Source organism: Pelistega ratti, assembly GCF_009833965.1.
Taxonomy (GTDB): domain Bacteria; phylum Pseudomonadota; class Gammaproteobacteria; order Burkholderiales; family Burkholderiaceae_B; genus Taylorella; species Taylorella ratti.
Window position 1 is genome coordinate 1,479,649 of record NZ_CP047165.1, and the last position, 19,373, is coordinate 1,499,021.

Below are 19,373 nucleotides of genomic sequence, written 5' to 3' on the forward strand. Positions count from 1 at the left end.
ATTTCTTTTAGAATACTCTGCTATTATATACTTTCAATTCCATTCATAGATACAAAAGGAACAAATTATGAGTAAAGCAAAGGGTTTTCTTAAAGAATTTCAAGAATTTGCTGTTAAAGGAAACATGGTTGATTTAGCAGTTGGTGTCATTATCGGTGCCGCATTTGGCAAGATTATTGACTCACTTGTTAAAGATATTATTATGCCTTTCATCAACTTTATTCTTCAAGGCGATGTTGATTTTTCTAATAAATTCATGGTGTTAAGTCGCCCTGAGGGTTATACTGGCCCTGAAACATTAGCCGCCTTACAAGAAGCAGGAGCAACCGTTCTTGCTTATGGTAACTTCCTCACTATTTTAATTAATTTCATTCTTTTAGCATTTGTTGTATTTTTGCTCGTTAAATCTATTGCTAAAGCACGTGCAAAATTTGAAAGTGAGCAACCACCAGCACCACCCGCACCTGATAGTGATGAGGTCGTATTACTAAGAGAAATTCGTGATGCACTTAAAAAATAAATCACGATTTACCAAAATACAGGGATAAATAGCTTATCCCAAAATGAAAGGGAGGTTAATTTACAACCTCCCTTTCTTATAAAATCTATACAGTTTATTTTAAAATTAAACTATTTATACTCAACAAATAAAATGATTTAAGTTTAAATTTAAACTATCTTATTGGTGCAATAACTGACAATTTGAACCCTAGCATTGCACTCCTTTCATCAAAATATATCCCCCTATTTGATAAAATCTTTTGTATAAAAAACAAAAATCTACTTAGATTGGGTTAGGACAATCTATAAATTCTATTTCAATCGTGGGAAATTGTTGTTTAATAGCAACACCCAATGCTTGTACCCCATACCGTTCTGTCGCATGATGCCCTGCGCCAATAAAAGCGACATCGTATTCATTAGCAATATGGAAAACTTGCTCTGAAGCCTCACCCGTTATAAAGACCTCCGCACCCGCTTGAATCGCCTCTTCAAAATAGCTTTGTGCACCTCCTGTACACCATGCAACACGAGAGACACTTCTTTCTCTGTTGCCTATAAACAACGGTTTTCTATCCAAGCTTGTTTCGATATGTTGTAAAAAAACATCTAACTTTTCTTTCCCCTCAGGTGGTGTACCCAACCAAATTAAATTACCCTGACCACAGGTTTCAGGTACACCATCTTTCTTGTTTACGCCCATTCCTAGCACCTTAGCGAGTTGAGCATTATTCCCCCATTCTGAGTGGGCATCTAGCGGTAAATGGTAGCCAAAAACATTTAATTCGTGTTTAATAGCATAAGCAATACGCTCATATTTCATCTGTACAATACAGGGGTTTTCATTCTTCCAAAACCATCCATGATGTACGATAACAGTATCAGCTTGCGCCTCTACCGCTTTTTCTAGGAATGCTTTAGATGCTGTTACGCCTAAAACTATCTTTTGAATATAGGGTTTACCTTGCAACTGTAAGCCATTAGGGGCATAATCTTTGAAATTATCAGTTTGCAATGACTGATTGAGCCACTGATTTAATGTTTGTCGACTAACTAAACTCATTACTATCACCTTTATGCAACGCTTGTGGTCTATTTTTTCTCAAACTGTCGCTATCTGTCTTGCCATCATTTTTATTGTGGCAACATTAAGACCAGCATGGGTTAATCAATTTTTAACCAAAATGCCTATCATAGCGCATACGCAACCAACCGCTATGGTTAAAATTCAAGACCCTTCCGATGGTAAGGCGAATCTAACCACAACGATTATTACATCTTATGCAGGGGCTGTAGAATTAGCAACCCCTTCTGTGGTTAATATTTATACCACAAAAAAAATAGAATCGCCCTTTAAAAGCTTACCTGACGTACCATCTTTACGTCCATTTATTAATGAGCAACATAATCTTCAAAAACTTAATGAACCAACAGACCTAGGCTCTGGGGTTATAGCAACAAGTGATGGGTACATTCTCACCAACTACCATGTCGTTGAAGCCGCTGATTCTATTGAAGTTGCTTTATATGATGGTCGTAAATTTGAAGGACGATTAATTGGCTCTGATCCTGATACGGATTTAGCTGTCCTCAAAATTCAAGCCGAAGAACTCAAACCAATTGCCTATAATGAAAATGAAAAATTAAATGTGGGGGATGTTGTTCTTGCTATCGGTAATCCCTTTGGCGTAGGACAAACAACGACAATGGGTATTATCTCTGCACTTGGACGCTCTGGTTTGGGTATTAATACTTACGAGAATTTTATTCAAACAGATGCTGCTATTAACCCAGGTAATTCAGGCGGTGCTTTAATCAATGTTAATGGTAATCTTATCGGTATCAATACAGCTATTTATGCTGAAGATGAGGCTGGTGGCTCACTAGGTATTGGTTTTGCAACACCAGCAGGTACTGCCTTAAAAATTATGCAAGAAATTATTGATACGGGTCATGTAACTCGTGGTTGGATCGGTTTAGAACCACAAGAACTGACAACCGATATTGCCAAAGCATTTGAACTGAAAGAAACTCGTGGCGTCATTATTGCCTCTATCGTTCCTAATAGCCCTGCCGAAAAAGCACAACTGGCGGTAGGCGATATTATTTTAGAACTGGATAACAAACCAATTATTAGCGTAAGTCAATTGATGAATGAAGTATCCGATTTAAAACCCGATACACAGCTCTCTCTCAAAATATTACGCTCCGGACAAGAACAAATGATGACTATCACACTAGGTAAACGTGAAGAATCATAAAGTAATTTATTGTCTCTTTATACAAACATAGGGGTGCTTTATATAGCACCCTCTTTTTATTTAATAGCTTCTAATTTTCTTCTTCTGAGCTTACCCGAGTACGTAATACTCTTGCTGCCATAATACCCAATTCATACAACAGAATCAGTGGAACTGCCATCATAAACTGGCTAATTACATCAGGTGGTGTTAATACAGCCGCCACTACAAATGCCCCAACAATAACATAGGGTCTAGCATTTTTTAGTTTTACTATATCCACTATCCCTGTGCTAACCAGTACGATAACAATAACAGGCACTTCAAAGGTAAAACCAAATGCAATAAACATCGTCATGACAAAATCAACATAAGCCTCAATATCAGGAGCAAAATTAATACTATCAGGCGATACGGTTGCAATAAAATGAAAAACGGTATGAAAAACAAAGAAATAGCAAAAAGCCATTCCAATTAAAAAGAGTAAATAACTTGATACTACCAAAGGGAAAATAAGACGCTTTTCATGTTTATACAATCCCGGTGCAATAAAAGCCCATGCTTGATATAACACCAAAGGTAATGCCAGCACTAAAGCACTTAATAGCGTTACTTTGAGTGGCACTAAAAAGGGCGTTACCACACCATAAGCAATCATCTTATCCCCTGTCGGCAACACAGATGCCATAGGACGTGCCAGAAAATCATAGATTTCTTTTGTCCCGGGGTAAATACATAATGCAATAAATACAATTAAAACAGAGACTACTGCCCATAACAATCGTGAACGTAACTCAACAAGATGAGAAACCAGTGTCTCTTCTTTCTCCACTTGGTTTCCTTCCTGATGATTAGGTAATGACTCCATTATACATTTCCCTCTTTTGTGGTATGCCGTTCACTGATTGCTTCCTGTTTTAAAGCCAGTGTTTGTTGATCAAGTAAATCTTCTGCTTTATTTGGATCGGTCGGTTTAAGCGATTCACTTACTTGCTGTTTAGTAGATGTATCCTCTAATAAGGGGGATTCTGGTGATTCACCCTCTTTTGTAGGTCTTAATTGATTTAAATCAGGCAAATCCTGTGTAATTGCCTGTTTAAGTTGCTGCGATGTATCCCCTATTTCATTTTTTAAGTTCAGCAAAGGATCTTTAATATCTGCTACTGCCTTATCAAAATCTTGACGGATCTGATTCGCAGCACCTTTTACATCTTCTTTAATCTTAGACAACTCTTGGATATTCATTTCACGTTGAATATCACTTTTTACATCACTCACATATCGTTGTACTCGTCCCATCAAATGCCCAGCTGTACGTGCAACTTTGGGTAAACGTTCAGGGCCAAGCACGATTAATGCCACAATGCCAATGATAAAAAGCTCACTAAAACTTAAACCAAACATGAATTACATATCCTTTCGAGGATGTCTTATTCCGATTTTTCTTTAGAAGGTGTTTGTACTGTTGAACTATCTGTTTTTTGATGATTTAAAGCAGCTTGTTCATCACCTTCTTGCATCCCTTTTTTGAAGCCTTTGACCGCACCACCTAAGTCTTCACCAACATTACGAAGCTTTTTGGTACCAAAAATCAATACCACCACAAGTAATACAATTAACCAATGCCAAATACTAAAACTACCCATTTTTTTACTCCTAGAGAGAGGGTTACAACGATGTTGAACGAGAAGCTTTTTCTACAAGACCAGAGACACCTTCTCGTCTAACTAACTCTTCCAAAACCTGTTCAGGTCTTAGTCCATAATGAACTAAAGCAACCAAGCTATGAAACCATAAATCTGCTGTTTCCGCCACGATACGGTCATGTTGTTTATCCTTACAAGCCATGACTAATTCAGTTGCTTCTTCTCCAATTTTTTTTAAGAAAGCATCTTCCCCCTTATGGTACAACTTAGCAACATAAGAGGTTTCTGGATTACCACCATGATGAGGTAAACGGCTTTCTAGTGTATCGGCAATATTCGATAATGCCATCAATACGTTTTCTTTATTCATGCGATTGCTGATAAATAGTTTCTGGATCTTTTAAAACAGGATCGACTTCATTCCATTGTAATTCATCTGTTCCCTCTACGGTATCTAAACGTAGATAAAAACAGTTTTCTCGTCCTGTATGACACGCAATGCCACCTACTTGCTCAACTTTAAGCAAAATCACATCTTGATCACAATCTAAGCGAATTTCATGAACAATCTGTGTATGCCCCGATTCCTCACCTTTACGCCATAGTTTTTTACGTGAACGAGACCAATACACACCTATACGATTTTTGACGGTTTCAAGCAAAGCCTCATGATTCATCCATGCCATCATCAATAGGCGATTGGTTTGATAGTCCTGTACAACAACAGGAATTAAACCATTATCATCAAAATGTACTTTTTTTACCCAAGCACTCATTTATATGCTCCTTACTGCAATTCCTTGTTGTGCCAGAAACTGTTTGCACTCTGCTATGGTATATTCACCATAATGAAAAATACTGGCAGCCAATACCGCACTCGCATGCCCTTGTGTAAGACCATCAGCCAGATGCTGTAAATGCCCTACACCGCCAGAGGCAATCACGGGGATAGAAATACTATCTGAAACGGCACGCGTAAGTGCAAGATCAAAGCCAGATTTAGTACCATCTCTATCCATACTGGTTAATAATATTTCACCTGCCCCAAACTGTGCCATTTTTTGTGCCCACGCTACGGCATCAATACCTGTCGGTTTACGTCCACCATGCGTATAAACTTCCCAACGGTCTGGTTCACCATCTACACTCACTTTACGAGCATCAATAGCCACAACAATACATTGTGAACCATAGTACTGGCTAGCTTCCCGTACCAGTTCTGGACGATTGACAGCCGCACTATTCATCGATACTTTATCTGCACCGGCATTCAGTAATCGCTGAATATCTGACACTTCTCTTACGCCCCCCCCTACAGTGAGCGGAATAAATACCTGCGAAGCAACCTGCTCAATAATAGGTAAAATAAGATCTCTACCATCACTCGTTGCCGTAATATCCAAAAATGTTAGCTCATCAGCACCTTGTTCATTATACCGACGAGCAATCTCTACTGGATCACCTGCATCTCGTAATTCAACAAAATTTACCCCTTTAACCACACGTCCTGCGGTTACATCTAAACAAGGAATAATTCGTTTAGTCAGTGTAGAGCCTTGTTCTACTGTATTCAATTATATTTCCTCTAATTCATCTATATAGCGTTGTGCTTCTTCAAAGTCTAAAGTACCTTCATAAATACTTCTACCAAGAATAACACCCTCAATACCTTCTGAATACAAAGGTGCTAGTGTTTTAATATCATTCATATTATGCACCCCTCCAGAAGCAATAATCGGAATATTAACCGCTCTTGCCAATGCAAGGGTTGCTTCCACATTGACCCCAGAGAGCATCCCATCTCGACCAATATCCGTATAAATAATTGCCTCTACTCCAAAATCCTCAAATCGTTGAGCGGTCGCAATCACTTCATGCTTGGTCACTTTACTCCAACCATCTGTTGCAATTCTGCCATCCTTAGCATCTAAACCAACAATAATATGCCCTTGAAAGGCAGAGCAAGCATCTTGCAAAAAGCGAGGATCTTTGACAGCAGCCGTACCAATAATGACATACTCTAACCCCATATCCAAATAGGTCTCAATGGTATCCATATCACGGATTCCCCCACCTATTTGAACGGGAATTTCATCATCAACCGTCTCTAAAATTCGTTGAATCGCTTCTGCATTTTTGGGTTTCCCTGCAAATGCGCCATTTAAATCCACTAAGTGCAATCGTTCTGCACCTTTGTCTAACCACTGTTTTGCCATAGCAGCAGGATCATCCGAAAATACCGTTGCATCATGAAGCTCGCCTTGGCGTAATCGAACACAGCGTCCATCTTTTAGATCAATTGCAGGAATGAGTAACATAAAATTGACTATACAAAAGTTAAAAAATCTCTATGAAAAATGTAAACCATTTCGGTAATTTGTATTTATACCTTATTTTTAGGCAAAATAGCATAAAACCTTAAAAACTTAATTAAGATTTTTCGATACCGTTCTCTTAATGACATCCATCACTTGATAGAAATATTATTATTGACTAAATGCGCCACTCAACAAAATTACGGTATAAACGTAACCCCTGTTCAGCACTCTTTTCAGGGTGAAATTGTGCAGCAAATATATTATCCTTGGCAACAGCACAAGTAAAACGATTCCCATATAAGGTGCTACCAACAGTTAAATCTGTCTCACTTGGTACTACATAATAACTATGGACAAAGTAAAAATAACTATTATCTGGAATACCCTCCCAGATAGGATGTGTTTTTTCTTGCTTAACTTGGCTCCAACCCATATGCGGTACTTTAAGAGGGATTTTTTCACTATCTGGGGTAGTAGAAAATAACGCCCCCTCAAAACGCTTTACTTGTCCCTTAAACAATCCCAGACATTGTGCATCACCCTCTTGGCTTTGCTCAAATAACATCTGCTCACCCACACATACACCCAGTAAAGGCTTTGTCTGTGCGGCTTTTAGTAAGGCATCTTTTAATCCTGACTTTTCTAGGTTCTGCATACAATCACGCATCGCCCCCTGACCGGGGAGAACAACACGATCTGCCTTGTCAAGTAAAGCAACAGTATTCGCTAAATAGACATTCGCCTCAGGAGCCGCATAACGCAAAGCTCTTTCTACCGAATGGATATTCCCCATACCATAATCAACAATAGCAATTGATTTCTTTGCCATTACAATACACCTTTTGTAGAGGGAATAATACCTGCACTGCGAGGATCTAAGGTAGTTGCCATACGCAAGGCACGCCCAAATGCTTTAAAAACAGTTTCTGCCTGATGATGTGCATTTATTCCTCGAAGATTATCAATATGTAGGGTAATCAGAGCATGGTTCACAAACCCTTGAAAAAACTCTCGCACTAAATCTACATCAAAACGTCCGATTAAAGCTCTTGTAAAAGGGACATGAAACTCTAAACCGGGACGACCCGAAAAATCCATCACCACACGAGACAATGCTTCATCAAGGGGAACATAAGCATGACCATAACGATTCATTCCCTTTTTATCCCCAACTGCTTTGGCTACTGCCATACCAAGACTAATACCAATATCCTCTACCGAATGGTGATCATCAATATGTGTATCCCCATCGCATTCAATCTGCATATCAATCATGCCATGACGAGCGATTTGATCTAGCATATGATCTAAAAAAGGCACACCCGTATGGATAGACTGCTGCCCTGTTCCATCTAAGTTAATGGTAACTTTAATTTTGGTTTCATTGGTATGACGAATAATTTCAGCTGTACGCATATTATTTTTCCATTGAATCTAAACGATATTCTGCACTACGGGCATGTGCTTGAAGCCCTTCCCCATACGCAAGTTCACTGGCTATTTTTCCTAATGTTTGCGCCCCTTGATGAGAGACTTGAATGAGACTTGAACGTTTCTGGAAATCATACACCCCTAATGGTGATGAGAATCTAGCCGTTCTGGACGTTGGTAAAACATGATTAGGGCCAGCACAATAATCACCTAACGCCTCTGAACTATATGCTCCCATAAAGATAGCTCCCGCATGACGGATTTTTTCAGATAGCTCTACAGCATTTTGTGTTGAAATCTCTAAATGCTCTGGTGCGATAAAATTGGCTATTTCACACGCTTGCTCCAAATCACGCACATGGATAAGCGCTCCTCTATTTTTAAGACTTGTCGCAATAATCTCATGACGAGGCATAGCTGATAATTGTCGAGCAATAGAGGCTTCCACCGCATCTAAATAAGCTAAGTCAGGGCAAAGTAAAATCGCCTGTGCCAATTCATCATGCTCTGCTTGAGAGAATAAATCCATTGCTATCCAATCTGCTGGTGTATGTCCATCGGCAATAATAAGAATTTCACTAGGACCAGCAATCATATCAATACCGACAAGCCCAAAAACTCGGCGCTTAGCAGCAGCAACAAAGGCATTGCCTGGCCCAACAATCTTATCAACTTGTGCAATTGTCTCTGTTCCATAAGCTAAAGCTGCTACTGCCTGCGCACCACCAATAGCCATTACCCTATCGACACCAGCGACAGCGGCTGCCGCCAACACTAAAGGGTTGCGCTGCCCATTAGGGGTAGGTGTTACCATAACCACCTCTGAAACACCAGCTACTTTTGCAGGAATCGCATTCATTAACACAGAAGAAGGGTATGCTGCTTTTCCACCTGGTACATATAATCCTACTCGATCCATTGGTGTAATTTTTTGACCTAACACCGTACCATCTTCTTCTGTATAATGCCAGGAAGGTGTCTTTTGATGTTCATGATAAAGGCGTACACGTTCAGCCGCTTTCTCTAACGCTTGTCGTTGTGTTACGGGTAAATTATCTAATGCTTTCTGGCAATCGGATAAGGGAATCTCTAATTCCGCCATAGATTGTGCCGTAACATGGTCAAATTGTTGAGAATACGATAATACCGCCTGATCACCTTTTGTTTTTACCGCTTGTAAAATATCTGTAACTGCTTCTTCGATTGCCTTATCTTGGCTAGACTCAAAAGCCAATAAAGTATTTAATCTTGCTTGGAAATCACTATCTGCTGTGCTTAAACGATGAATAAGTGTCATGCTTTATTTCCTTGACTTGCTTTGGCAAAAGCATCAATAAAGGGTTGTAAATATTGAGTACGCGTCTTTAGTGAGGCCTGATTGACTATAAGACGAGAAGAAACGGCCTTTACATACTCCACTTCAACCAAATCATTCGCGCGTAATGTACTACCTGTAGAAACCACATCTAAAATCGCATCCGCTAAACCAACTAAAGGGGCAAGTTCCATAGAACCATAGAGTTTAATAATATCCACATAAACCCCTTTATTGGCAAAATGCTCTCGTGCCACATTGACATACTTAGTCGCTACACGTAAACGAGCGCCTTGCTTAACAGCTGCCTCATAATCAAAGCCCTTACGAACAGCAACCGCTAAATGACACTTAGCAATATCTAAATCGATTGGTTGATAAAGCCCTCCCGGATGCTCTTTCACATGCTCATAAAGAACATCTTTACCTGCAATACCAATATCAGCTGCCCCATACTGCACATAGGTCGGCACATCAGAAGCACGAACCACCAATAAACGTAGGTGGGGATCACTGGTAGGCAAAATCAGTTTTCGAGATGTATCAGGACTTTCTGTTACTTGAATACCCACCTCTGCAAGCAAAGGAACAGTATCATCAAAAATTCGCCCCTTCGATAAGGCTAATGTAATCACCGGTTCTGTTATCTTATTCATGATATATCCATTAGGATTTGATACGTTCTATATTAGCACCTACCGCCTTGAGCTTTTCTTCGATATTAGCATAGCCTCGGTCTAAATGATAAATACGATCAATAATCGTTTCTCCCTGAGCAGCCAATGCCGCAATCACCAAACTCGCTGATGCTCGTAAATCGGTTGCCATCACCTTAGCACCTTGTAATTGAGCCACCCCATTTACAACAGCTGTATGCCCATCTAATGTAATATCAGCACCTAAACGAATCAGTTCAGGGACGTGCATATACCGATTTTCAAAAATATTCTCAACGATAAGCGATGTCCCTTCGGCTAGTGTGCTTAATGCCATCATTTGTGCTTGCATATCCGTTGGAAAACCGGGGTGCTCATGTGTTTTGATACTAACGGCTTTAGGACGTTTAGCCATTTTGGCACGAATCCAATCTTCACCAATTTCAATATCCAAACCTGCTTCAGTTAATTTATCTAACGTTGCACCCATCGTATGAGGGGCGACATGACGCAAGGTAATATCACCACCCGTTGCACCGACTGCACATAAAAAAGTACCTGCTTCAATACGATCAGCCACAACGGTATAGTCCGCCCCATGTAAGCGATCAACACCTTCAATCACGATTCTGTCTGTACCATGCCCTGAAATTTTGGCACCCATGGCAATTAATAATTCGGCTAAATCAACAACTTCTGGTTCTCTGGCAGCATTTTCAAGAATAGTTGTTCCTTCTGCCAATGCCGCTGACATTAAAAATTGCTCTGTCCCACCAACAGTAACCATATCTGTACGGATAGAAGCACCTTTAAGCCGTTCTGCTTTGGCAACAACAAATCCATGCTCAACACGAATATCGGCAGATAAAGTTTCTAAGCCTTTAATATGTTGATCCACAGGTCTTTGCCCAATCGCACAACCACCGGGGAGGCTCACTTTAGCTGAACCAAATCGTGCTAATAAAGGCCCTAACACAAGAATAGATGCTCGCATGGTTTTGACCAACTCATACGGTGCTTCATAAGAGGTAATATGATTTGCTTGTAGCTTGACGACCTCTGGTGCTAACCATTCTACACTTACCCCTAGCTGTTCTAAGACTTTAATGGTTGTACGAACATCATTTAAATCAGGAACATTTCTTAGAATAACAGGTTCATCTGTCAAAATAACCGCACATAAAATCGGTAAGGCTGCATTTTTAGCACCAGATACCGCAATTTCCCCCTGTAAGGGATTACCTCCAATAATCTTTAATTTATCCATTTTTTCGATATTCTTCTGGTGTTAAAGTTGTCATAGACAAAGCATGGATTTCTTCTCGCATACGATCACCCAATGCCTCATAGACTAATTGATGACGAGCAATAGGGCGTTTACCTGCAAAAGCCTCACTCACAATAACGGCTTGAAAATGTGCCCCATCACCGCGTACATCACAATATTCACAGGGAAGGTTCGTTTCAATATATTCTTTAATTTGTTCAGGTGTAGGTAACATAGTTTAGTTCCGTAATTTATAACCACTCTCAAGAATACGAAGTACAAGAGCAGAAACTATTATAAAAGTTAAAAATACCACAAAAAAACTTTGCCATGGTGAAACATCGGAAATACCGAAGAAACCATAACGAAACCCATCAATCATATAGAATACAGGATTGAAATAGGAAAGTTTTTGCCATAAAGACGGTAAACTGTGAATAGAATAAAAAACCCCAGACAAGAATGTCATCGGTATAATTAAAAAACTCTGAAATGCGACTAACTGATCGTACTTTTCAGATAGAAGCCCCGCCATTAATCCTAGTGTTCCCATAATAGCACAGGACAACAAGGCAAACACGAGCATCCATATAAAATGTGTTGGAATCACGACAACAAAAAGTAAACTTACTAGCCACAATACCACACCGACCACTAATCCTCTTATTAAACAGGCTGTTACAAAGGCAGCAAAGATTTCTTTGGGTGTTAAAGGCGGTAAGAGAATGAATACTAAATTACCCGTTAAGCGACTCTGAATAAGTGATGAAGAAGCATTGGCAAAAGCATTCTGCATCATACTCATCATAATCAGCCCAGGAATCAGAAAACTTAAATAGGATAATTGCCCATAAACTTGCATTCGCCCTTCTAATACTTGCGCAAACACGACTAAATACATAACCGAAGTTAGCACAGGTGCGCCTATTGTTTGCAAAGATACTTTATAAAAACGCATAAATTCTTTGCGTAATAGCGTCAAGAACCCTGATCCGAATCTAAGGTTCATTTGTAGGGGGTGGGTTTTAGGCATATTCATGTGTCTTCTCCTCTTGCATAATACGAACAAAAACATCTTCTATCGTATCAGTCTGGTATTTTTTGAGAATATTTTCCGTACCATCTATTTCCATTAACTGACCCTTTTTAATAAAAGCAAGACGTTCACATAAATCCTGTGCTTCTTCCAAATAGTGCGTTGTTAAAATAATGGTATGCCCTTTTTGATTTAAGTGTGAAATAAAATCCCATAAATTACGGCGTAAATCTACATCAACACCAGCAGTAGGTTCATCCAGAATAATCACTGGGGGACGATGAACTAATGCCTGTGCTACCAATACACGCCTTTTCATACCCCCCGATAACTCTCGCATATTCACATCGGCTTTTTCGGTTAAGCCTAGATGACTCAGAATTTCATCAATCCAATCATCATTATGTCTTAATCCAAAATAACCCGATTGATTTCTTAATGTTTCTCGTACCGTAAAAAAAGGATCATAAACAATTTCTTGAGGAACAACACCCAGTGAACGGCGCGCCTGTTTATAGTCTTTTTGTACATCAAACCCCAAAATACTTGCTGTTCCTGTCGTTGGTCGAGACAATCCTGCCAAAATAGAAATAAGTGTTGATTTACCTGCCCCATTAGGGCCTAATAAACCAAAAAATTCTCCTTCTTTAACAGAAAAACTAATATCTGTTAAGGCTTGAAAGCCTGTATTATCTGTTTTACCTAAGAGATACTTTAGTAAGGAATTGCTAGTGGGATATATCTTGCTAAGATGTTCAATTGTAACTGCTGACATAATAAAAGATACCCTCTTTATGGAGGGCAATAGTGTATAGAATAATTTCAGTCAATTATTTAAATAACATTTATTAAATACTTAAAAGACAAGCAAATTATTATAGCCTTTTTTAAAAAGGGTATCGTAAGGTTTTGTTAAAATACATGGTGGATTAAGTATATAAAATACACTATTTTAAAGTAATCATTTTTAAAAAATATATTATTATCAATGTTAAAAACAGCACTCTTATTCATTATTACTGCTTTAGCAGAAATTTTAGGTTGTTGGCTATTCTATGCGTGGCTAAGGCTAGAAAAAAGTATATGGCTTTTAATTCCTTCTCTATTTAGTTTAGTTTTATTTGCTTATTTACTCACCTTACACCCTCAAGCAAGTGGGCGTATCTATGCTAGCTATGGCGGTATTTATATCGCAATTTCTTTACTGTGGTTACGGTATGTTGATAGTATTCCCCTACAAACAAGTGATTGGCTAGGAGCATTGATATGCCTAAGTGGTGCTAGTGTCATTATAATGGGAAGTTCTCAGAGTTAATGAGTACATAGTCGTTATCCACTTTTTTTCTATAGCTTTAAAAGCGTAATTTAATACTTTTATAAAAATAAGTTTAGGTGTTAAGTTTTTAGATATTAAATGGTATTGATTAAAGTACTACAAATAGTGTTAAGTTGAGTGCCTCACTTTACGACAGAAAACTCACTTTATCATCAAACAATAAACCCATCCTTTCTAAAAAGTGATGGGTTTATCACAAGAAAAACTATGCTTTAATTTACTCTTTAAATACTGGTAAATAATTAAACATTGCCATAAAGTGGAAAATAAAGACCAACACACCAAATATCAACACGATATAGAGTAAAGGCGTTCCTCCCCATACTCTAAAGGCACGTTTTCCCTGTGTTTGACGCATTTTATACACCAACATAGCAGGAATAATACACGTCCAAATCGTTGCAATCGCCCCTGCATAACCAATGGCTTTTAAGAAGCCTAAGGGATAGCAAATTGATAAAATTAATGGTGGTAAAAAAGTAATCGCCCATGATTTTGTTCGACCCACACGGGAATTATCAATATGGAAAAAATCAGCTAAAAAATCAAACACCCCTAAACTAACACCAATAAAGGACGATAAAATCGCGAAAGTAGCAAAGAGATTAATTGTTTTTTTTATGGATTCTGATTCAATAATACCACTGAGCGCATTCAATAAATCACCTACTTCACCACCTTTCGCAATAATGGCAGGAAACTGCTCTCGAGGTAAGCTACCAAAGATACCGATAATCCAAATAAGGTAAAAAACCAAGGCAATAAAAGTACCACCTAAAATCGCATATTTTGCTTTATTTTCTTCTTGATAATAGGCACGCATAGAAGCAACAGAATGATGATAACCAAAAGAAGTTAATGCGACAGGAAGCATCGCAATAGCATAAGGAGCATATTGACTATTTTTTGCATGAATATCAAATAAAGTTGTTACATCAATATTACCGACTAAGCCATAACTACTCATAAAAAAAGTCGCTAGCATTAAGAAAATCAATACCACCGAAATACGGTCAACTAAACGTGTAGAATGCCAAACAAAGAAAGAAAATACCAATACAAAAATAGCCGACCAAATACGGCTACCATACTCCCCAAGTGATACGATTGGACTCATTAAATCATTTAAAATACTGCCCGAAGAGGTTGTATAAGCATAGAGCAAAATACTACCGACAAAATAGACTGCCATATTATTAATCCAATTAATCTCTTGCCCAAGTACATTTTTTGTTACGGTACTAAAAGAAACTCTAGGATCAAAATCTTGATAAGCCTCGAGTAATAACCACCCTGAAAAGGTCATCACAACCATTGTTAATATCATGGCAAGACTTGACCAAATAGTCCAAGCCCCTGCTCCTGATGCGGGTAACCCCAACATTCCTGCACCAACACAAACACTGGCAATGATACACGCACCACCAAAGACCGAAGGTTTCTTATGCATAATAAATAATCCTCTCCCATTCATTAAGGGTTATATAAGATTTGTCATATAGTCTATCATGATAACGATAGTTATAGGTAAGCCTTAGACAGAACCCCTATCTTTATTGGGTAATAAAGATAGGGGATACAAAATAGTAATGTTAATATGTTTTACTCTATCGGCTATATTTACTTAAAGCCCCCTTTTTTAGCCACTTGTCGCCAATGATGTAATAAAGGCTCGGTATAACCGTTAGGCTGTTCTTTCCCTTTAAAAATTAAATCACTCGCTGCCAAGAAAGCAGGTGAGGTATCAAATCGCCCAACCATAGGAACATACGCTTTATCACCTGCATTCTGTTGATCCACCACCGCAGCCATTTTTTCTAAAGTGGCTCGCACTTGGTCTTCTGTCACAACACCTTGTAATAACCAATTGGCAATATGCTGGCTAGAGATACGTAAGGTTGCACGGTCTTCCATTAAACCGACATGATGAATATCGGGTACTTTAGAGCAACCCACTCCTTGTTCTACCCAACGCACCACATAGCCTAAAATACCTTGACAATTATTTTCTAGCTCTTGCTGCTTTTCTGCCTCAGACCATGCGGGAGGTGTTGCCAATGGCACGGTTAATAAGTCATCTAATAACTGGACTTCATCATAGTGGGTTAAGTTTTGTTGTACTTGGAAAACATTGACCTTATGATAATGTAAAGCATGTAGGGTTGCCGCTGTTGGTGAGGGAACCCACGCTGTTGTTGCTCCCGATAAAGGATGGGCAATTTTTTGTTTAAGCATTTCTGCCATTAAATCTGGCATTGCCCACATACCTTTACCAATCTGGGCTTTATGAGGTAGTCCTGCTTTAACCCCTACTTGTACATTATTATTTTCATAAGCATTGATCCACTTACTGGTTTTCATATCCGTTTTGCGTATCATCACACCTGCATACATAGAGGTATGGATTTCATCACCCGTACGATCCAAAAAGCCTGTATTAATAAAGACAACACGCTCTTTTGCCTCATAGATACTCGCCGCTAGATTAATAGACATTCGGCGTTCTTCATCCATAATCCCCATTTTGAGGGTATTGTGAGGTAATTTTGTTAATTGCTCAATCGCAGCAAATAATTCATTCGCAAATCGAACCTCTTCAGGGCCATGCATCTTAGGTTTTACAATATACACTGAATTAGCACGACTATTTTTATTCTCAGTCCGTTGAAAATCAAAAGCCGCTATCAATGCCGTCATCACTCCATCTAAAATACCTTCTGGGATTTCTTCACCTTGTGCATTGAGTATCGCAGGAGTGGTCATCAAATGCCCTACATTACGGATAAAGAGTAAAGAGCAACCGGGTAAAACAAGCTCCCCTGAACCATCTGCTTTTTGATAATGACGGTCTTTATTTAAGGTACGGATAAAGCGAGTACCATTTTTCTCAACTTCTTCTTGTAATGTTCCTGTCATTAATCCATACCAATTACGGTAAACTAATGTTTTATCCTCACCATCAACTGCTGCAACAGAATCCTCACAATCCATAATCGTTGATAAGGCAGCTTCTAGGATAATATCTTTAATCCCTGCTTTATCCTGAGCACCAATTGTGCTGGTCTTATCAATCAAGATATCAATATGTAAGCCATTATGTAGGAATAATAAAGCACTCGGCTCTTTAGCTGTACCATTAAACCCAATGAATAATGACGGTTCTTTTAAGTGTGTCTCTGTACCATCTTGTAAGCGGATACTAAGCTGTCCATCAATAATCGTATATTGCACCGCATCTTGATGACTACCTGTCACTAAAGGGATAGATTGATCTAAGAATGTACGTGCAAAGGCAATGACCGCATTACCCCTTTGTGCATTATAAGTTTTCCCAGGAGCAAGCTCACCTTCTTGAGCAATAACATCTGTTCCATATAAGGCATCGTATAAACTTCCCCAACGTGCATTAGCCGCATTTAAAGCATAACGTGCATTATTGATAGGGACAACCAATTGAGGCCCTGCCTGATCAGATAGCTCTACATCAACATTACTCGTTTCAATCTTAAACGAATTAACGGGTGGTAATAGATAGCCAATCTGTTTTAAAAAGGTGTGATACGCTTCTTTATCCGCATTGGGATGCTCACGATAAAATTGGTCAAGCTGTGCTTGAAGATGATCACGTTTTGCCAATAAGGCTTTATTTCGTGGGGTAAATGTCGCCAATAAATGACTTAACCCTTGCCAAAAAGTATCTGCTTTTACAGTAGGGTGTTTGGGTAAAATTTCTTCTTGAATAAACTGGTAAAGATGGTTATCTACCTTTAGGGTAGATACCTCTGTATATTGATAAGACATAAAGCTCTCCTACTTGAATCCTATATGGTATTACTTAGGTAATAGCCCTTATCATTCATCTCATAGATGAAAGGGGTGAAGTGCTTTATTACACTTCACCTATCGCTATTATCTATACATTCATCATTGCTTAAATACTATCTATTAAGCGAATTGATTCATCGTATTATCTTTACCACTTGCTTTTAGCGCAGCTTCGCCAGCAAAGTATTCTTTATGATTATCACCAATATCAGAACCTGCCATATTTTGGTGTTTCACGCAAGCAATACCATTACGGATTTCCTGACGTTGAACATTTTTCACATAGGCTAACATACCGCTTTCAGCAAAGTAACCTTTTGCTAAGGTATCTATTGAAAGCGCTTCGGTATGGTAGGTTGGTAAGGTAATAAGGTGATGGAAAATACCCGCTTGTGCTGCCGCATCTTTTTGGAAGGTACGGATACGATCATCTGCTTCTTTTGCTAAATCAGACTCATCGTATTCAGCACTCATTAGTTTAGTGCGATCATAGGCAGATACATCTTTACCAGCGGCTTGCCATGCATCAAACACTTGTTGTCTAAAGTTAAGTGTCCAGTTAAAGGACGGGCTATTGTTATAGACTAATTTAGCATTTGGCACTTGCTCACGGATTTTATCCACAATTTCTTTAATTTGACCAATATGCGGTTTCTCTGTTTCAATCCAGATCAAATCCGCCCCATTTTTTAGGGAAGTTACACAATCGAGTACTGCACGATCAAATCCTGTCCCTTTACGGAACTGGAATAAATTACTCGGTAAGCGAGTTGGCTTAATGGTTTTCCCATTGGTATTCACAATCACATCACCCGATTGAATTTGGCTTAAATCTGTAATTTCTTCACCCTCTAAGAAGCTGTTATATTGATCACCCAAATCACCCGGTGTCACTGAATACGCAATTTGTTTTGTCAGTCCTGCTCCTAAAGAGTCCGTACGCGCCACAATTACACCATCATCAACACCTAAATCCATAAAGGCATACCGTACTGCATTAATCTTCGCTAAGAAGTCCACATGAGGAACGGTTACTTTACCATCTTGGTGTCCACATTGTTTTTCATCGGATACTTGGTTCTCAATTTGAATGCAGCAAGCACCTGCTTCGATCATTTTCTTAGCAAGTAGATAAGTCGCCTCTGCATTACCAAACCCTGCATCAATATCCGCAATAATAGGCACAACGTGTGTTTGGAAATTATCAATTTGTTGAAGAATATCCTGTTCCTTAGCCTTATCACCTGCCGCACGTGCTTTATCTAATTCAGTGAATAATAAATCTAATTCTCGTGCATCGGCTTGTTTTAAGAAGGTATAAATTTCTTCAATCAAGTCAGATACGGCTGTTTTCTCATGCATAGATTGATCAGGTAAAGGACCAAACTCTGAGCGTAATGCTGCCACCATCCAGCCAGAAAGATAGATATAGCGTTTATCAGTTGTTTTATGGTGCTTTTTAATGGCAATCATTTTTTGTTGTGCCACAAATCCATGCCAGCACCCCAAAGATTGCGTGTAATTGGCTGGATCTTTATCATATTCAGCCATATCTCTGCGCATAATTGCAGCATTATAACGAGCAATATCAAGACCAGTTTTAAAACGGTTTTGTAAACGCATTCTCGCGACATACTCTGGATTAATAGCATGCCAAGTGCTATGTTGTTCAGTTGTCGTACGTGATTGCTGTACAGTTTCTTGATAGTTAGCCATTATCGGTCTCCTAAAAGATAAAAAATAAAAAATCTGTTGATATAACCTATTGTTATCATTATTATTTTTCCTGTTATGCTCATAAA

The 19,373-nt window shown here is 38.8% G+C and carries 22 protein-coding genes; 3 read left to right on the forward strand and 19 right to left on the reverse strand.

Annotated elements, in window-relative coordinates:
- Window positions 1–67 precede the first annotated feature (67 nt).
- Window positions 68–520 (forward strand): large conductance mechanosensitive channel protein MscL, encoded by a 453-nt coding sequence (gene mscL / locus F9B76_RS06370; RefSeq protein ID WP_159991354.1) that lies wholly within the window; start codon window positions 68–70, stop codon window positions 518–520.
- Window positions 521–784: 264 nt separating this feature from the next.
- Here the strand turns inward: mscL and F9B76_RS06375 are convergent, their stop codons facing one another.
- Window positions 785–1,564 carry a Nif3-like dinuclear metal center hexameric protein gene (locus F9B76_RS06375; protein ID WP_159991355.1) on the reverse strand — a complete coding sequence of 260 codons (780 nt, stop codon included), beginning with the start codon at window positions 1,562–1,564 and terminating at the stop codon, window positions 785–787.
- Between the two features lie 13 nt (window positions 1,565–1,577).
- On the opposite strand from F9B76_RS06375, the gene F9B76_RS06380 reads away from it, so the two are divergent.
- Window positions 1,578–2,762, forward strand: coding sequence for a trypsin-like peptidase domain-containing protein (locus tag F9B76_RS06380; RefSeq protein WP_159991356.1), 1,185 nt, complete (start codon window positions 1,578–1,580; stop codon window positions 2,760–2,762).
- A gap of 70 nt (window positions 2,763–2,832) precedes the next feature.
- On the opposite strand, the gene tatC is transcribed toward F9B76_RS06380, so the two are convergent.
- From tatC to F9B76_RS06455, 15 genes are all read right to left on the reverse strand, one after another.
- Window positions 2,833–3,609, reverse strand: a complete 777-nt coding sequence (gene tatC, locus F9B76_RS06385; RefSeq protein ID WP_159991357.1) for a twin-arginine translocase subunit TatC — start codon at window positions 3,607–3,609, stop codon at window positions 2,833–2,835.
- Complete coding sequence (tatB, locus tag F9B76_RS06390) at window positions 3,609–4,145, reverse strand: Sec-independent protein translocase protein TatB (RefSeq protein WP_159991358.1); 537 nt, start codon at window positions 4,143–4,145, stop codon at window positions 3,609–3,611. Before tatB ends, tatC begins: the two co-directional genes overlap by 1 nt.
- A gap of 26 nt (window positions 4,146–4,171) precedes the next feature.
- Complete coding sequence (tatA, locus tag F9B76_RS06395) at window positions 4,172–4,387, reverse strand: Sec-independent protein translocase subunit TatA (RefSeq protein ID WP_159991359.1); 216 nt, start codon at window positions 4,385–4,387, stop codon at window positions 4,172–4,174.
- Between the two features lie 22 nt (window positions 4,388–4,409).
- Complete coding sequence (locus F9B76_RS06400; RefSeq protein ID WP_163764876.1) at window positions 4,410–4,757, reverse strand: phosphoribosyl-ATP diphosphatase; 348 nt, start codon at window positions 4,755–4,757, stop codon at window positions 4,410–4,412.
- Window positions 4,750–5,163 (reverse strand): phosphoribosyl-AMP cyclohydrolase, encoded by a 414-nt coding sequence (gene hisI / locus F9B76_RS06405; protein WP_159991360.1) that lies wholly within the window; start codon window positions 5,161–5,163, stop codon window positions 4,750–4,752. The genes F9B76_RS06400 and hisI overlap by 8 nt, the downstream gene beginning before the upstream one ends.
- The gene (hisF, locus tag F9B76_RS06410) at window positions 5,164–5,961 is read right to left on the reverse strand and encodes an imidazole glycerol phosphate synthase subunit HisF (protein WP_159991361.1); all 798 of its coding nucleotides are present in this window, start codon (window positions 5,959–5,961) and stop codon (window positions 5,164–5,166) included.
- The gene (gene hisA, locus F9B76_RS06415; protein WP_159991362.1) at window positions 5,962–6,705 is read right to left on the reverse strand and encodes a 1-(5-phosphoribosyl)-5-[(5-phosphoribosylamino)methylideneamino]imidazole-4-carboxamide isomerase; all 744 of its coding nucleotides are present in this window, start codon (window positions 6,703–6,705) and stop codon (window positions 5,962–5,964) included.
- A 175-nt stretch (window positions 6,706–6,880) separates the two neighbouring features.
- The gene (gene hisH, locus F9B76_RS06420; RefSeq protein WP_159991363.1) at window positions 6,881–7,534 is read right to left on the reverse strand and encodes an imidazole glycerol phosphate synthase subunit HisH; all 654 of its coding nucleotides are present in this window, start codon (window positions 7,532–7,534) and stop codon (window positions 6,881–6,883) included.
- Window positions 7,534–8,121 carry an imidazoleglycerol-phosphate dehydratase HisB gene (gene hisB, locus F9B76_RS06425; protein ID WP_159991364.1) on the reverse strand — a complete coding sequence of 196 codons (588 nt, stop codon included), beginning with the start codon at window positions 8,119–8,121 and terminating at the stop codon, window positions 7,534–7,536. Before hisB ends, hisH begins: the two co-directional genes overlap by 1 nt.
- A 1-nt stretch (window position 8,122) precedes the next feature.
- On the reverse strand, window positions 8,123–9,433 hold the full coding sequence (gene hisD / locus F9B76_RS06430) for a histidinol dehydrogenase (protein WP_159991365.1): 1,311 nt from the start codon (window positions 9,431–9,433) through the stop codon (window positions 8,123–8,125).
- Entirely contained in the window at window positions 9,430–10,107 is a 678-nt protein-coding gene (gene hisG / locus F9B76_RS06435) for an ATP phosphoribosyltransferase (RefSeq protein WP_159991366.1), read from the reverse strand. Before hisG ends, hisD begins: the two co-directional genes overlap by 4 nt.
- Window positions 10,108–10,117: 10 nt before the next feature.
- Window positions 10,118–11,374: a UDP-N-acetylglucosamine 1-carboxyvinyltransferase gene (murA, locus tag F9B76_RS06440; RefSeq protein WP_159991367.1), complete on the reverse strand. Its 1,257-nt coding sequence runs from the start codon at window positions 11,372–11,374 to the stop codon at window positions 10,118–10,120.
- Complete coding sequence (locus F9B76_RS06445) at window positions 11,367–11,609, reverse strand: BolA family protein (protein ID WP_159991368.1); 243 nt, start codon at window positions 11,607–11,609, stop codon at window positions 11,367–11,369. Before F9B76_RS06445 ends, murA begins: the two co-directional genes overlap by 8 nt.
- 3 nt (window positions 11,610–11,612) lie before the next feature.
- On the reverse strand, window positions 11,613–12,407 hold the full coding sequence (locus F9B76_RS06450; RefSeq protein WP_159992139.1) for an ABC transporter permease: 795 nt from the start codon (window positions 12,405–12,407) through the stop codon (window positions 11,613–11,615).
- Window positions 12,400–13,185 carry an ABC transporter ATP-binding protein gene (locus tag F9B76_RS06455; RefSeq protein ID WP_159991369.1) on the reverse strand — a complete coding sequence of 262 codons (786 nt, stop codon included), beginning with the start codon at window positions 13,183–13,185 and terminating at the stop codon, window positions 12,400–12,402. Before F9B76_RS06455 ends, F9B76_RS06450 begins: the two co-directional genes overlap by 8 nt.
- Window positions 13,186–13,398: 213 nt before the next feature.
- Between F9B76_RS06455 and F9B76_RS06460 the strand changes: the two genes are divergently transcribed.
- On the forward strand, window positions 13,399–13,725 hold the full coding sequence (locus tag F9B76_RS06460) for a YnfA family protein (protein ID WP_159991370.1): 327 nt from the start codon (window positions 13,399–13,401) through the stop codon (window positions 13,723–13,725).
- A 238-nt stretch (window positions 13,726–13,963) separates the two neighbouring features.
- Here the strand turns inward: F9B76_RS06460 and F9B76_RS06465 are convergent, their stop codons facing one another.
- The 3 genes from F9B76_RS06465 to F9B76_RS06475 all read right to left on the reverse strand — a co-directional run bounded on the left by F9B76_RS06465 (window position 13,964) and on the right by F9B76_RS06475 (window position 19,287).
- Window positions 13,964–15,196, reverse strand: coding sequence for an aromatic amino acid transporter (locus F9B76_RS06465; protein WP_159991371.1), 1,233 nt, complete (start codon window positions 15,194–15,196; stop codon window positions 13,964–13,966).
- Window positions 15,197–15,366: 170 nt separating this feature from the next.
- Entirely contained in the window at window positions 15,367–17,547 is a 2,181-nt protein-coding gene (locus F9B76_RS06470) for a malate synthase G (protein ID WP_159991372.1), read from the reverse strand.
- Between the two features lie 144 nt (window positions 17,548–17,691).
- Window positions 17,692–19,287: an isocitrate lyase gene (locus F9B76_RS06475; protein WP_159991373.1), complete on the reverse strand. Its 1,596-nt coding sequence runs from the start codon at window positions 19,285–19,287 to the stop codon at window positions 17,692–17,694.
- Window positions 19,288–19,373 lie beyond the last annotated feature (86 nt).

What these genes read in the sequence shown, in the direction of transcription:
- mscL (WP_159991354.1), top strand. Translation starts at nt 68, where the DNA reads ATGAGTAAAGCAAAGGGTTTTCTTAAAGAATTTCAAGAATTTGCTGTT.
- F9B76_RS06375 (WP_159991355.1), bottom strand. Translation starts at nt 1,564, where the DNA reads ATGAGTTTAGTTAGTCGACAAACATTAAATCAGTGGCTCAATCAGTCA.
- F9B76_RS06380 (WP_159991356.1), top strand. Translation starts at nt 1,578, where the DNA reads ATGCAACGCTTGTGGTCTATTTTTTCTCAAACTGTCGCTATCTGTCTT.
- tatC (WP_159991357.1), bottom strand. Translation starts at nt 3,609, where the DNA reads ATGGAGTCATTACCTAATCATCAGGAAGGAAACCAAGTGGAGAAAGAA.
- tatB (WP_159991358.1), bottom strand. Translation starts at nt 4,145, where the DNA reads ATGTTTGGTTTAAGTTTTAGTGAGCTTTTTATCATTGGCATTGTGGCA.
- tatA (WP_159991359.1), bottom strand. Translation starts at nt 4,387, where the DNA reads ATGGGTAGTTTTAGTATTTGGCATTGGTTAATTGTATTACTTGTGGTG.
- F9B76_RS06400 (WP_163764876.1), bottom strand. Translation starts at nt 4,757, where the DNA reads ATGAATAAAGAAAACGTATTGATGGCATTATCGAATATTGCCGATACA.
- hisI (WP_159991360.1), bottom strand. Translation starts at nt 5,163, where the DNA reads ATGAGTGCTTGGGTAAAAAAAGTACATTTTGATGATAATGGTTTAATT.
- hisA (WP_159991362.1), bottom strand. Translation starts at nt 6,705, where the DNA reads ATGTTACTCATTCCTGCAATTGATCTAAAAGATGGACGCTGTGTTCGA.
- hisH (WP_159991363.1), bottom strand. Translation starts at nt 7,534, where the DNA reads ATGGCAAAGAAATCAATTGCTATTGTTGATTATGGTATGGGGAATATC.
- hisB (WP_159991364.1), bottom strand. Translation starts at nt 8,121, where the DNA reads ATGCGTACAGCTGAAATTATTCGTCATACCAATGAAACCAAAATTAAA.
- hisD (WP_159991365.1), bottom strand. Translation starts at nt 9,433, where the DNA reads ATGACACTTATTCATCGTTTAAGCACAGCAGATAGTGATTTCCAAGCA.
- hisG (WP_159991366.1), bottom strand. Translation starts at nt 10,107, where the DNA reads ATGAATAAGATAACAGAACCGGTGATTACATTAGCCTTATCGAAGGGG.
- murA (WP_159991367.1), bottom strand. Translation starts at nt 11,374, where the DNA reads ATGGATAAATTAAAGATTATTGGAGGTAATCCCTTACAGGGGGAAATT.
- F9B76_RS06445 (WP_159991368.1), bottom strand. Translation starts at nt 11,609, where the DNA reads ATGTTACCTACACCTGAACAAATTAAAGAATATATTGAAACGAACCTT.
- F9B76_RS06450 (WP_159992139.1), bottom strand. Translation starts at nt 12,407, where the DNA reads ATGCCTAAAACCCACCCCCTACAAATGAACCTTAGATTCGGATCAGGG.
- F9B76_RS06455 (WP_159991369.1), bottom strand. Translation starts at nt 13,185, where the DNA reads ATGTCAGCAGTTACAATTGAACATCTTAGCAAGATATATCCCACTAGC.
- F9B76_RS06460 (WP_159991370.1), top strand. Translation starts at nt 13,399, where the DNA reads ATGTTAAAAACAGCACTCTTATTCATTATTACTGCTTTAGCAGAAATT.
- F9B76_RS06465 (WP_159991371.1), bottom strand. Translation starts at nt 15,196, where the DNA reads ATGCATAAGAAACCTTCGGTCTTTGGTGGTGCGTGTATCATTGCCAGT.
- F9B76_RS06470 (WP_159991372.1), bottom strand. Translation starts at nt 17,547, where the DNA reads ATGTCTTATCAATATACAGAGGTATCTACCCTAAAGGTAGATAACCAT.
- F9B76_RS06475 (WP_159991373.1), bottom strand. Translation starts at nt 19,287, where the DNA reads ATGGCTAACTATCAAGAAACTGTACAGCAATCACGTACGACAACTGAA.